Source organism: Pseudoalteromonas sp. SR45-5 (assembly GCF_014163565.1).
GTDB lineage: Bacteria > Pseudomonadota > Gammaproteobacteria > Enterobacterales > Alteromonadaceae > Pseudoalteromonas > Pseudoalteromonas distincta.
Map to the genome: position 1 here is coordinate 1 of NZ_JACJDN010000036.1, position 13790 is coordinate 13790.

The following is a 13790-nucleotide window of genomic DNA, read 5'->3' on the forward strand; positions in this document are numbered from 1 at the left end:
CTCAAATTCCACACATAAAAAAACGGCGCTAAATTTAGCACCGTTTTTATAAGTAATAAGAAAAAGTTTACGCTTTTTTCTCTTCACAACTTGCTAGGTATTCGTCAAACGTACCTTGGAAGTCGATTACTTTTTTATCTTTAATATCAATGATACGTGTAGCTAATGACGATACAAACTCACGGTCATGGCTTACAAAAATAAGCGTACCTTGGAAATCTTTTAACGCATTATTAAGCGCTTCAATGGCTTCCATATCCATGTGGTTAGTTGGTTCGTCCATAACAAGCACGTTAACGTCTTGCATCATTAACTTACCAAATAACAGGCGGTTTTTTTCACCACCAGAACAGTTACGCGCTTTTTTGTTTGAATCGTCTGCTGTAAACAACAAACGGCCTAACATGCCACGAACCATTAAATCGTTGTGCTTAGCTGTACGCCATTGCGACATCCAATCAAACAACGTCAAATCGTTATCAAAATCTTTAGTGCTGTCTTGCGGGCAATAACCAAAGCTCGCATTTTCAGACCATTTAATTTCGCCTTCATTACTTTTAAGCTCGTCTACTAAACAGCGTAAAAATGTAGTTTTACCCACGCCATTTTCGCCAATTACAGCAAGCTTAGCGCCAGCTTCAAGTAAAAAGTCGCCGCCGCTAAATAACGTTTCGCCATCAAAACCATGGCCAAGCTTATTAACTTCAAGCGCCTGACGATACATTTTTTTACCTTCGTCAAACGAAAGCGATGGGCTCATACGGCTTGAAGATTTAACTTCATCAAGCTTAATCTTATCCATTTTTTTTGCGCGCGAACTTGCTTGCTTTGCTTTTGAAGCATTAGCACCAAAACGGTTAACAAAGTCTTGTAGCTCGTCAATTTCAGCGCTCTTTTTAGCATTTTCAGCTAAAAGTTGCTCGCGTTGTAAGCCCGCAGCTTCTAAAAATTTCTCATAGTTACCAGGGTAAATACGCAGCTCACCGTAATCAATATCGGCCATGTGCGTACATACCGAGTTTAAAAAGTGACGGTCATGCGAAATAATAATCATCGTACATTTACGTTTGTTAAGCTCGTTAGCAAGCCACGTAATTGTATGAATATCCAAGTTATTGGTAGGCTCATCAAGTAGCAAAATGTCAGGGTTTGCAAATAACGCCTGTGCTAAAAGCACACGTAGTTTCCAACCTGGGGCAACGTTTGCCATTAAACCGTAATGAAATTCTTTATCGATACCCGCTTCAAGCAAAATCTCTTCAGCGCGGCTTTCTGCCGTGTAACCGTCCATTTCAGCAAATACACTTTCAAGATCGGCAACTTTCATACCGTCTTCCTCGCTCATTTCTGGTAACGAGTAAATACGTTCGCGTTCTTGCTTTACTTTCCAAAGCTCCACGTCGCCCATAATTACCGCGTCTACAACGCTGTATTGCTCAAAAGCAAACTGGTCTTGGCTTAGGTTACCTACTTTTAACCCTGGAGTAATAGATACATTACCCGCACTTGGAACAAGCGCACCGCTTAAAATTTTCATGAAAGTCGACTTGCCGCAGCCGTTAGCGCCAATTAAACCGTAACGGTTACCGTTACCAAATTTAGCTGAAATGTTTTCAAACAACGGCTCTGCGCCAAACTGCATCGTAATATTTGCGGTGGAGATCAAAAAAGGTAATCCTAGATTAGTACTGACAGGAGTACGCTGCAGCAAAACGCCACAAACAAGAACCAGACAATAGGGTAAATTAGCTGGCGAATTATACAGATCAGCCACAACGAATGAAAGATAAAAGGTAGCTAATTTATAACCAAGCGAAAATAACGGCAATTCTCGTTTTTAAGCCACTATTTTTAGCGTGAGCGGTGATGCTTACTTACAGCGGGGAATATAAATAACCACTACCGCCAATAACATTAAATAAGTGTTGTAGCCAAATAACCACGTTATTGCCCATGCTTTAATGCACAGGCTGATAAATTAACTTTATAGCGGCCGCATTTTTGATAATTAGTTGATTAACCGTCGCCACGTCATCAAGTGTTAGCGACTCCTTGCTTAGCATAAAATGCACATTGTTAACGTTAATCGGTGTAATAGTTTTTACCTGCGAAATTGAGGAGTGTTTTTTTACAAAGTACTGCGCAACAGCAGAGTCTTCAATAACATAGTCGATTCGTTTTTTATCTAACATGCTAAATCGATTATTTGCTTGAGCAGTAAGCACGACCTGTTTTGAATATTTGGTTTTGAGTTGTTCAAGCTCATCACCAAAAAAGCTTCCTCGGTTAATACCTGCTGTAAAATCTTGACTAAAAAGATCAGCTAAGCTGGTTACATCAGGCGAGTCTTTATGTTTATAAAGATGCATAACTTCTTCGCGGTAGGGCAAACTAAAGTGCGCATATTGTGCGCGTTTTTTTGTGTAACTTGCCGCATAGGTCATATCTACTCGGCCATTTTTAAGCTCAGCTTGAACACGCGAAAAACTCGGAAAATAAGTCCATTTAATACAAAATTTTGAATCTTTAAAAATAGCGTTTACAGCATCCACTTCTGCGCCTAAAAATGTATCACCTTGTTTAACAAGGTAAGGCGGCCAATTAGTTTCATTAGTGCCCATTACTAATGTTTTTGAACACGCAAGGGCATTAAAGTGAGTAAATAGCAGTGTAGTAAATGTTAAAAATAAAGTTTTCATTACACTCCTTAAATTAGTGTTCAAACAACACTTTAAGTGCTGTTTTGTTTTTGTTTATATATTCATTAATTACCGCAAGCTCAGTAACCGACACCGTTTGTTTGCTAAACATTAAATAAATATCGTCTTTATTTACATGCTCAATATTGGTTACTAATTTGATATTTGAGCCTTTTTTGGCAAAATAAGCCCCCACTAACTCGTCTTCAATAGCAAAATCAATACGTTGTTTATTAAGCATTTCAAAGCGTTTACTGGTTGCACTGGTGTATTCAATCTGCTTTTTATATTTAGTTTTATATTGCTCAAACTCCTCACCGTAATAGCTTCCAAAGTTAGCGCCAACAATAAAGCCTTGTTTAAAAATGTCTTCGAGGTTTTTAACACTATGCTGATTATTTTTGTTTTCGTATAAGCGCATAACCTCAGTTCGGTAGTTATCACTAAAGTGCACATATTTAGCGCGCTCGTCTGTATAACTTGCAGCCCACTCCAAATCAATACGGCCGTATTTAAGCTCAATAAAAGCCCGCTTAGAATTTGGCAGTAACTTAACTTCAAAACAAAAAGGGGAGTCAGCAAATATAATGTTAAGCGCATCAACCTCCAAGCCTTGCAGCTTACCGTTAATGCCCATTACATAAGGCGGCCAAAAAGCATCGTGCGATGCCACGCTAAAGGTTCTTTCACAAGCAAATACATTAAATGGAGCCGTAAACAGCAAACATAAAAATACGGTAATTAATTTATTCATTACGCCTCATAGTTATTATTTTGCTCATTATTACAACAGTATAAACCAGCTTTTGTATTTTAGCGGCGCGGGTTTGTTTAAATTTGTAAATATTTCGTTAAAAATTCATTTTAGGATAAAACAACCAAACTAGCGTTGTTGGTAACCTTATCTATGGGTACACTAATAATAAATTTATACATAGCAGGGCACGTTATGTCACCAACTAAAATTCGCAACAATGTTATAAAACTCAGTGAATTAAGCACTAAACAACCAAACTACTATTTTATACAAGGTTATTTAATGGGGTTAGGTGCATTACCTCAACTGCTTCCCCCGAGTGAGTGGCAACCTGATTTATTTGGAGATATTAACCCTCAAAAAGAGAGCGAGCTAAAATACCTCGAAAGCTTAATGGCTCTGTATAACCAAAGCATGGATAAAGTAATTCAAAACGAATTAAAAATGCCAGCAAAATGCAGCCTATCTAAACAAGACTACCGTGAGTCACTAAAGCCGAATATGCCCCTACCAAATTACTGTAAAGGGGTTTTACAGGCGCTTAAACACATAAATAAACGTGCACTTAATGCACTACAAAAACAGGCTGTTGATAGCCTAAGTGGCGTTTTAAAAGCTTTTACTAGCGAAAAAGCAGCGGCAAAAGTATTTGGTGAATTTGCCCAATACAACGCCCAAGAATATAAACGTAATTATGTTTATTTTATGGCCGACGCTATTTTTGAACTTCGATTTAGTAACGACCTAACTTTAAGTGATGAAGATGAGGTCGAATTTAACGACAGCTTTTTAGACGAAGAGCCAGGTGAATTAGATGAGCTTGATGAATTACTTGAACTGGTACTTGCCGACACCGAGCTAAAAGCACTTGAGCCAATACAAATGTTGCTAGACATAATGGAAAGTGGGCTCATGACAAAGCAATTTATTAAAGATAACACAGGGCACTTTTGGGGCTTGCACGAAACCCGCCCTTATATGATGCTTCGCGCGCATCGAGCAAAAATACATGCGCTGCATGGTTATACCCAAAAAGCGCAGTCAGAACTCGAAGAGTTATTAAAGCTAAACCCAAACGACAATCAAGCAAACCGCTTTTTATTAATGAACTGCCTAATCATTGATAAACAATGGGAAAAGTTAGAAGCGCTATTGACCGACTTTGATTTTCAAGAACTACACACAACAGCAAGCCGTGCGCTAAGTGCTTTTGTAAAGCATGGTGATTCAAAACCAGCTAACGATTACAAAAAAATGCTCCAGCAGCAAAATAAACACTTTACCAAAATACTCACCGGCCAAGAAAAACTAAAAGAACAACAGCCGCCATATTTCAGCCCAGGCAGTAAAGAAGAAGTAGCTGTTTACCTTGATTCGTTAGGTAAGCAGGCGTGGATTTCGGTGCCTGCGAGCCTTTTTTGGCTAAGAAAAAAGTAACAACTAAACGCTAGTTAATAACTAAACACGTAACTTAAAAATGCTAAGCGCGATTTATATCGCGCATAACTCCATTAATAGCTGCTTTCAACTATCTCGCCTTGTTTAAGCTTTTGCATCGTATAGCGCGCCACACTTCATTTTGACCGATTAAGCGGTATTTAGCTTGTTTGCAAATTATAAGTAATAGTATGAGAGTCGCTCATTATTGGTATGTTGATATTTTAGAGCAGAGATTTTAGTTAAGGTGATCTGGTGTCTCGTTAGCAGCAAAGGTTGGCAAGCGCCCCTTGGAATATGACAACACACTAGAGGAAGACAGAGAAGGTCGTGAGCTTTAGCTTTTTTAAATTCATTATTAAGCGGGTTTAAATTAATGATTAAGTACTTTATGGTATTATTAAACGCTCAGATTAAGGATTAATTAAATGATATATCTTGATTCAGCGGCTTCGTATCCACTACTTCCAGAAGTTAAAACATCTTTAATAGATGCATTCGATAATTGTTATGCAAACTCAGCCTCAGGTCACATTTTAGGTGAAGCGGCTTTGCAAAAAGTAGATAAAGTAAGAGAAGAACTTGCTGATATGATTGGTGCATATCCAAGTGAAATTATTTTTACTAGCGGTGCTACTGAGTCTAATAATATAGCCTTCAAGAGCATATTACTTAATAGCGATCATCCAAAAGACAAAAATCATATTATTATTAGTGCTATTGAGCATAAATGTATTTTTGCTATTTGCGAGTATTTAAAAGGCGAAGGCTTTGAAGTGTCCATTGTTTTGCCAAACAAAGAAGGAATTATTGAGCCTAAAAGCATAGTAAGCCTGATCAAACCATCTACAGCAGTTGTTTCTGTAATGCATGTCAATAATGAATTAGGAACGATTAATCCCATTTCCGAAATTGGTGAAATATGTTTTGAGCACAATATTCTTTTTCATAGTGATGCAGCGCAAAGCTTTGGGAAAACTGAGATTGATGTAGATGATCTGAATGTTGATATTATGTCGTTTTCAGCTCATAAAATCGGTGGCCCAAAAGGTATTGGAGCTGTCTATATTCGAGACTTACGCAAACGCTCTCTAACGCCTGTTATTCATGGGGCAGGGCAAGAGCAAGGAATTAGAGGTGGAACAGTAGCAGCGCCGCTAATAGTCGGTTTTGGAACCGCAATAAACACATTTCCACACAGTTATCTACGCTTTGTTGATAAAGGGATACGTAACTACTTGTTAACACAGCTTACTATTGCTGAAATCCCTTTTTCTATAAACGGTAATGAAAAAGCTTTACCGCATATAGTTTCTTTAACTTTACCTAAAACAAATGTAGGTATTTTGGTACGGGACAATGAAGAGCTCTTTTGTTTAGCTCAAGGCTCCGCTTGTTCTTCTAAAGAAATCGAGGCATCACATGTTTTAACCGCATTAGGGCTAAGTCGTGAAGAAGCTGAATTTACTTTTCGCATAAGTTTTACTAACGAGATCACCACCGCAGATATTAATCTATTGGTCTCAGCTATAAAAAAAGCGGCTATTTAGCCGCTTTCTTATTATTTATAGCATGTTACACAGGCTCCACCGCCTTCTGCTTCATCATAAATATCATCTAATTCATTGAATTCACATACACCGTCAAAGTCGCCTAACAGTGCATTGCGTCGCTTTTTCTTGTTAAAGCGAGCAACTTTCTTCTCGTGATTTTCAATAATTCTTTTTTGTACTGCTGGGTCTTCTAATGTTTCTAATGGCTGGCCTTGGCCCATCCAATAAAAGCGTTCACCTACAGTAGTATTGTTGTCATCGCCTTTTTCAAAAGCTTTGGCTTCTTCAAATAAATCAGGATGCTTTTCCATAAGCTTAACCCATTCAATTTTTCTCTGATAAAAACAAAATGTACAACCAGAGCGAGAGCGCCATTTATAATATTCAGGCAGTTCTAAACCATTGCGCTGTAATATATTTTCGATGTCACTTCTTACTATGCCGTGTTCTCTAAAGGGAAAAACAGATTCAATTGGCTTTTCAATTGTCATATAACCTACGCGTTCAGGTTCATCTGCTCTTATGCCAACATAGTTTTTTATTTTGTAGCCATCTTTAATAAAGCTATCTAACCACTGTTCAAAAGGTTTTAGCTTCATTTGAACAGTACACCACCGATCTCTTTGAGAAGGTAAGTAATTACCATGTTCTTTTAAAAGATGAGCAAAGTCTTTTTCACCACGGCCTTCAATATTATTTAAAGAACGTGCATTTAACCGATGAATATAACCAAGCTTTTCTTCCAGTTGATCAATAAACTCATTTGTTTCTGGTAGCTCATAACCCGTATCGGTAAAGAAGTACTCTACGTCTAGTTCAGGATAAGTTTCTTTAACAAATAGAGCTAAAGCGCTACTGTCTTTACCGCCAGAGAGGCCTAAAACATGTTTAACTTTCTGTGTCATTTGGCACCTCTACTTGTGTTTTATCCATCAAATTAGTTAATAAATTGGTAAGTGCAGCCAGTTGCTTTTCTTTTGGCATTTTGGCAATAGCTTGCTGAATATTGTCTACCGCAGCTTGTACATCACCATCGGCCACTAAATCATGCTTCGTGAAACTACTAAACTCTTGATGGTTACCATCGTCATCTGTAGTTATAAAAGCAATGGGTTTCGATGAGCCTTTAGCCTGAAAATTGCTAAAAGATTCAATACGCCTAAATTGCACGCATAAATTTTGTAGTTCATCTAGTCCAGTACGCAAAAGCTTGTCTGTCCATTTAGGCTCAGGCACACCCGTTAATATATTAATTACGAACTCAAATTTAGATTTACCATCAATGAATTGTGACAAGCGATTTGCTAAATCTTTTACTTTAGGGCGTTTAGCTTCTTTTTCAACTATGTCACAGCGGGCTTTTAAAACACTATTAAAATCTTCGCCTAACATATTAATAATAATCTGCTTAAAGCCGTTGAGTAGCATTTCGTGCTGCGCGCTTAAATCTTCTATTGCAGTTTTAAGATATGCGCCTAGCTTTTCTTCAACTTCAGGGTCATCTTGTTTAAAGCCAAAAACAGCGGGTAAATCATCCAATACTAATTTATATGGATCATTTGCGGCGATCACTTTATTTCTAAAATCTCTCGCTTGCTTAGTTAATCCACTTTCATTTGAGCTAGTAAAACTTTCGCCACTTGTTTTCTTTACCCATGTAGGTAGTTTATGAACAATTCCTACAATATGCTTAGCAATATTTAAAATTGCATCATCTTTTTTAGCTTCACCTAAAGTTGCTTTAGCAAGGTTATCCAATAAATGGCTTTGGATTTCTGATATTTTAAAGTACCTAACGCCTGCTTCAATCGGGTGTTTATATATTTTATTAACCAACTCTTCGTCAAGTTCAGGTATAAATACAAACTGCTTTGTCGAATCCCAGTCATAAAAAGCAACTTGCCCTTCAAGTGCCTTTAATAATGCTAAACCATATATGCGACACAAACCTGCGGTTAAACCGAACGGTGGTAACATCCACATTTCATAAAGTTCGGCCATTGTTACGTGTTTTGTAGCTGAGTTATTTTTTATGAACTCAAAACCGCTTTCAAATAATTCATGCATTTTGGGGTTAGCATTTATAGATTCTTTACTCCACTCACTCGGGAATAAGTAACCCTCAGGTGTTTCGCAGTGCCAACCTTTACTCTTCAAACAAGATAGGTAAAGACCCTTTTCTGGAGGGAATGATTTATCATCAAATCCAAGATCTTTTTTATCGCCGTTCTCAAACATTGCATTCATTAATTTTCGTATTGCACTGTTTGCACTCCCCGAAGGTTTAGAGCGGTTAACTAACTCATTTATTACCGGAGGCGACTTACTAAATATGACTTCTGCAATATCAGAGGCTATTTTTGTTACAGGAAGTAATGCTAATTTTTTGCCTAAGTATGACCAGCTAGCATTTTTATAAGCATTTTGTAGTTCAGTCTCTACATTTGATTGCGCAAACTTTATTCGGCTCTCAAGCTCATTCTTAGCAATTAAATCATGAGCAATTTTTTTCTCATCTTTTAATATTTTGCGAAGTGCTATCAACTCAATTGCAGCTGTCTTTAAATTGCTAAAATCATTAAAAGTACCAATTACAACAAATGGCATTGTTTTAGCATTTTCTTTAAGTGTTTTGGCAACATCAGGATTTGTTGGTAGAACAAAAGATAAAAATGCTTCACCTGTTTTAGGTTTTGTTACAAACGATTCAAATACTTGAGCATCAAACTTATTTAAAAGTTTAGTTGTTGCCCAGCGCATAGTGCCTGTTTTGTGGTAATGCGCTGTTGCTAAAATATTCTGTGGTGTCGCACATGCTTCAGTCCAATCAATACCTTCACTAACAACTTCAATCTGTTCACTAATAAGGTTGTTAATATCTATATCGCTGCCCTGAAACACAAACAAAGCATCATGTTTTTGGCGATAAATAATAACAGTGCTTGCTTCTAATTCCGCAATCGCATCATCAACATCTTCAATTTTATAGCCACGACATACAAAATATTCTTTTATGAAGTTTCGTTTTGCATGTAACTGATGATGAAAGCCAAAAATAGTTAATAGCGCAATTAGCTTAGTAATAGCTATATGAAGCACGCCACCTTTTTGCTCTGCCCTATATATTGCATCAGAGCCTTCGAGCCACGCTTTACTATCTTGAGAGGTAACAATTAAATGGTGTAAATTGTGGTAAAGGTAATCCCAGTACATTTCTGGGCGATACAAAGCTAGTTCTTCATTAAACTCACTGTAACTATTATTTAAAAACTCTCTAAAACCATGTTTTTCGTGAGATGCTAAAAAGCCAAATAAGCTGCGCTCGTTCTGAGAAAAACGACGACGAGAAACAGGGCCAAGCAATAAACTAACAATAGGATCTAATGGTAACGTTTTACTCAGTGCATTGACGTTTTTATTTTGATTAGCAAAAGCACCACTTACAGTATTAACTAAATTGGCATACTTTGATTCAATAGCATCTGCTATTTTCGGTGCTCTATAAATAGAATCACCCACGAGGGTCAGAGATTCATCAATTGATGGGTTAAAGCTCAAATCACGGTAACGGCCTTGTACTTTGCTCCATTCTTTTTGAGTTTTAACATCTTTATTTTTAGCATAATCCGAAAAAGCTTGATGTAAAAACCCCATAAGCAGCACAGGGCGTTTTGCTTGTTGTACAATATCAGCTAAAGATTGAAATAAATGCAAATCTTTGTTTTCACGAGACTGGTAATCTAGTGCTTTACCCATTTCATCAAGTAAAATTAAAACACCATCTTCATTTTTACTGGGTTTCTGTAATAATTTTTTTATTTCAGCTAAGCATTTATCATCATCAAAATCAGCTATTTCTATTTTATCAAAGTCTTCATCAAATGCATTAAGTAAGCTAACTAAAATACTGTTCGCTGGTGCTTCTAAACCACATACATGCTTAACTGTTTGCCAGCCATTTTTTAATGCAAAGCGTTTATCAAAATCAGTAATAATATTTTGAGCACTATTCAGCTTTTGCAATGCATAGGTACGTTGTTCAACATCTATAGAAAGTAAGCATGATAAAAATAAGGCCACGGTTGATTTACCCGACCCATAAGGTCCAGTAATAGTAAAAGCGCGTTGAGTGCTATTTTCAAATTCACGGCTAATAGTATCAAGTACATTAATGGCTGTGCCATGCAATACAAAGTCGTCAATAAACGGAGAAAAATCAGTACTCTCAGTATCAATTCGTGTCGAACTTTTGTAGCGTTGATTTATTGTAATTAAAGTGTCTGACATATTATTTACCGTAGTACATATCTAAGTAATTGATAGCGTTGTTTTTTATATCATCTGATATACTTACTTGTCTCAATCCTAGTGAATCAACCCAAGTTACGTGTTTATCAGTAAATTCTTGCGCCTCGTCTAACTTTTGACCTAAGCCTGATTCTGAAAGCCTAAAAATTCTTCCCGGAGAGCAAGGTTTTGTTAAAAGCGAGTCAAAATCAATAGTGCCAACGTTTGAATCTTGAGTTTCGTTATTAAAAAATTCAAGTAACGCAAAAATAAATATCTCAACAGGTAATTCAGGGCGCTCAGATAGATTGCTTATATAGAATCCACCCCCGTTATCTTGTAATAAGTTCAGCTCAGAAAGAGGCGAAGTAAAGTGATCTTCATCGACTTTAGTTATTTTTTTAGCAGTACTATTTTTTTGTTTTTTACTGTAAGTATTTAAAAAGCAGTCAATATCTTTTTTTAGAGTACTAAGGTTGCCAACTTCTGTTTTTACTAATCGTTTTGCATCGTCATAGCAATCATCGGTAAGTTTACTTTTTTCAAAATATTGAACATTAGAATAATTAAAAAAGTAACGATAAGCTGTAAGGCTTTCATTATTAAAATTTAACCAGAAGTGCAGTAACCAAATAGAACCAGGTAATTCTAAAAAAGGATCTTGTCCTGCTTTATCTAAGGCACCAAACAAGTATTTACCACTATCAGTCACATAATGACCATATTCACTTTGAGGACTTCTTTTTATTACATTGCTTGATTCAGCCCAATACTGAATCGCCTTTACCATATTTTTACCAACACCTAATTCAACAACAGAATTGCGAATACTGTCTTCGCTAGACGAAAAATTGCTTTTATTATTCAAATGATTAATAGCTTTAAATAGCCATCCATAGCGTAAAGGGAAGGTATCGTGCCCTGTAAATTTAGCTTTCATGCTTAAAACTGCTCCTGGAGAAATTGTCCAACAGATACATGTTATATGTATCGTTTATAATTAGAAAGGTAAAGTTATTGTGCAGAGAGGTTTTTCGTGGCATTTTATATATTTTATATGTAAATCATGTATGTGTAATCATTATTTAATTAATTTGCTTTGGAAGGCTTAATTATGGAATGGAAAACGAATAAATGGGTAAAGTATCTAGAAGGGTACTGTCAAGGGAAAAATCAAATTCAAGATGAGTATGTTAGGAAAGTTGCGCGTAGCTTAGGATTAGATGAGCCTTTGAACATACAGTTTGCATGGCAACAACAGATAACCGAACAATTTGAAGCGGAAGATAATCCTGGTGTCTTTATTCTTACAGGTACCGCTGGGGATGGGAAAACAAAGCTATGTCGAGATATTGTTAAGCAGATAGATGGGGAGTTATTTGATGAAGATTTATGGAATGCAAAAAGCTACTTTTGTTCAAATGATAGGACGATAGTTAAAGACTTTTCTGAGCTTAAAAATGAGAAAGGGCTTGTCATTCAAGAATTAATCGATGTTTTAGTGAGCGGGACGGCGAATAAACCAATTCTTATTGCTGTTAATGATGGGATCTTGGTTGAAGAGATCGATAATTTCATTTCATTATCAGTTGACGATAATATAATAAAAACAGCAACTCAGCTCAAAGAAATTATTGAGGATAAAATTAATCTTGGGTTTAGTGATTGCAAACAGCAAGAATTAATTAAATTGATTAATTTGTCTAAGCTCAATGCGAAAGAAAATTTTTCTCTAATCTTAAATGAAATACTTAGTCATACAGGTTGGGATGATTGTAATTCCTGTGAGGGGAAAGAGAGTTCTACTTGTCCAATTTATAATAAATACAATTTGCTGAAAAACAAGAATGTACGGGAGAACCTCAGCAATATCATTCTTTTACTACAGTTGAATAACGAGCATTTTACAATTAGGGAGTTATTGAATTTAGCCACAAATACTCTTTTAGCTTCGACGCCTAAAGCGAAGCATCTCAGAACAGCAAAAAAAGAGACAAATTACTCTACGTTTAATTGTAATCGAGTTAAAAAAATTAATAATTTCGATAGCTTTTCTTACGAATCAACAATAGAAGTTGGTTTCTGGGGGATGAATCTCGGTCCTCATAAAATGCATAATGCAAGGCCTTACTCTGAAATTAATAAATTAATGTTTGGAGAGCTATCTACAAACTATTGGGATGATCTTCTTAAGAATAAATCTGAGAGAAATGTAGCTATTCCTTTGGATGATTTTAATGATTTATTGAACTCGAAAAAAGAGATTGAGTTAGACGTTGATACAGAGCTATGGGGGGCTGTAATAAAGCGCTCCAGGATGCAGCTTTATTGCTATCAAGAGAGTGATAACAGGGCTTATGATTTGCAAAAGTATGCGAGCTTTTCATATTTTAAAAGTATGATATTCGATGAACTTCAAGTAAATGACAGCTGCCGTGATATTGACTTGATTTCTTTGATTGTACTTGCTTTGAATCGAGTTTTCCACGGACGATATATTTCGGAAAATACAGGAAAGGATAGGCTTTATATACCTGAAAAGGACCAAGGTTCAATCACTCCTATTTCAATATTTCACGGAGATGAATTGAGAGATCGAGATATTTATATAAATAAAGTTAAAGGAGATTTTGAACTATCTGGTTCTCGTATCGAACCTATAATTGTTTTTGAAATATCTAGAGATATATCTTTAAAGCTCTCGTTAACTGTAGAGCTATTCGATTTTTTATATCAGGTGTCTAAGGGCTCTCCACCAAATACAACGAATCCTCGTTTATATAAAAAATTGCTAATATTTAGATCTAAACTGGCTACTAATATTAGTAAAATAAGTAGAATGAATGGTAAAAGGATTGAAATATATACTTTAAAAAATGGAGAGTTTAGAACTTCTACATTACAGGTGAATCATGGATAGTTTACATACCAACTCAAGTGAGTTAATGAAAAAATATGGGATTAAGCACATTCCAATAATTGAAAATATATGGGGACATAGATTTAGAACGGATCAAACACCTTCTATAATATTTTTTGAATTATTGTGTGTTATTG

The 13790-nt window shown here is 36.1% G+C and carries 9 protein-coding genes; 3 read left to right on the forward strand and 6 right to left on the reverse strand.

Features of this window, described 5'->3' with window-relative positions:
* Positions 1–67: 67 nt before the first annotated feature.
* The 3 genes from H5072_RS02860 to H5072_RS02870 all read right to left on the reverse strand — a co-directional run bounded on the left by H5072_RS02860 (position 68) and on the right by H5072_RS02870 (position 3453).
* Positions 68–1666, reverse strand: a complete 1599-nt coding sequence (locus H5072_RS02860; protein ID WP_076914907.1) for an ABC-F family ATPase — start codon at positions 1664–1666, stop codon at positions 68–70.
* Positions 1667–1958: 292 nt separating this feature from the next.
* On the reverse strand, positions 1959–2699 hold the full coding sequence (locus tag H5072_RS02865; protein ID WP_182692609.1) for an ABC transporter substrate-binding protein: 741 nt from the start codon (positions 2697–2699) through the stop codon (positions 1959–1961).
* A 13-nt stretch (positions 2700–2712) separates the two neighbouring features.
* Positions 2713–3453: an ABC transporter substrate-binding protein gene (locus tag H5072_RS02870; RefSeq protein ID WP_182692610.1), complete on the reverse strand. Its 741-nt coding sequence runs from the start codon at positions 3451–3453 to the stop codon at positions 2713–2715.
* 195 nt (positions 3454–3648) lie between these two features.
* On the opposite strand from H5072_RS02870, the gene H5072_RS02875 reads away from it, so the two are divergent.
* Positions 3649–4893 (forward strand): UPF0149 family protein, encoded by a 1245-nt coding sequence (locus tag H5072_RS02875; RefSeq protein WP_182692611.1) that lies wholly within the window; start codon positions 3649–3651, stop codon positions 4891–4893.
* Between the two features lie 428 nt (positions 4894–5321).
* Positions 5322–6443, forward strand: coding sequence for a cysteine desulfurase family protein (locus tag H5072_RS02880; RefSeq protein WP_182692612.1), 1122 nt, complete (start codon positions 5322–5324; stop codon positions 6441–6443).
* A gap of 11 nt (positions 6444–6454) precedes the next feature.
* Here H5072_RS02880 and H5072_RS02885 read toward each other — a convergent pair whose 3' ends face one another.
* The 3 genes from H5072_RS02885 to H5072_RS02895 are packed head-to-tail and all read right to left on the reverse strand — an operon-like array spanning position 6455 to position 11673.
* A complete protein-coding gene (locus tag H5072_RS02885) occupies positions 6455–7351 on the reverse strand; it encodes a phosphoadenosine phosphosulfate reductase family protein (RefSeq protein WP_182692613.1) in 897 nt (298 codons plus the stop codon).
* On the reverse strand, positions 7335–10733 hold the full coding sequence (locus tag H5072_RS02890) for an ATP-binding protein (RefSeq protein WP_182692614.1): 3399 nt from the start codon (positions 10731–10733) through the stop codon (positions 7335–7337). The genes H5072_RS02885 and H5072_RS02890 overlap by 17 nt, the downstream gene beginning before the upstream one ends.
* A 1-nt stretch (position 10734) precedes the next feature.
* Complete coding sequence (locus tag H5072_RS02895; RefSeq protein WP_182692615.1) at positions 10735–11673, reverse strand: DUF4007 family protein; 939 nt, start codon at positions 11671–11673, stop codon at positions 10735–10737.
* Between the two features lie 174 nt (positions 11674–11847).
* Between H5072_RS02895 and H5072_RS02900 the strand changes: the two genes are divergently transcribed.
* Positions 11848–13653, forward strand: a complete 1806-nt coding sequence (locus tag H5072_RS02900) for a hypothetical protein (RefSeq protein WP_182692616.1) — start codon at positions 11848–11850, stop codon at positions 13651–13653.
* Positions 13654–13790: the final 137 nt, after the last annotated feature.

Bases quoted from the DNA above. Each gene is read 5' to 3' on its own strand.
- H5072_RS02890 (WP_182692614.1), bottom strand. From the start codon at position 10,733: ATGTCAGACACTTTAATTACAATAAATCAACGCTACAAAAGTTCGACA.
- H5072_RS02865 (WP_182692609.1), bottom strand. From the start codon at position 2,699: ATGAAAACTTTATTTTTAACATTTACTACACTGCTATTTACTCACTTT.
- H5072_RS02900 (WP_182692616.1), top strand. From the start codon at position 11,848: ATGGAATGGAAAACGAATAAATGGGTAAAGTATCTAGAAGGGTACTGT.
- H5072_RS02880 (WP_182692612.1), top strand. From the start codon at position 5,322: ATGATATATCTTGATTCAGCGGCTTCGTATCCACTACTTCCAGAAGTT.
- H5072_RS02895 (WP_182692615.1), bottom strand. From the start codon at position 11,673: ATGAAAGCTAAATTTACAGGGCACGATACCTTCCCTTTACGCTATGGA.
- H5072_RS02870 (WP_182692610.1), bottom strand. From the start codon at position 3,453: ATGAATAAATTAATTACCGTATTTTTATGTTTGCTGTTTACGGCTCCA.
- H5072_RS02875 (WP_182692611.1), top strand. From the start codon at position 3,649: ATGTCACCAACTAAAATTCGCAACAATGTTATAAAACTCAGTGAATTA.
- H5072_RS02885 (WP_182692613.1), bottom strand. From the start codon at position 7,351: ATGACACAGAAAGTTAAACATGTTTTAGGCCTCTCTGGCGGTAAAGAC.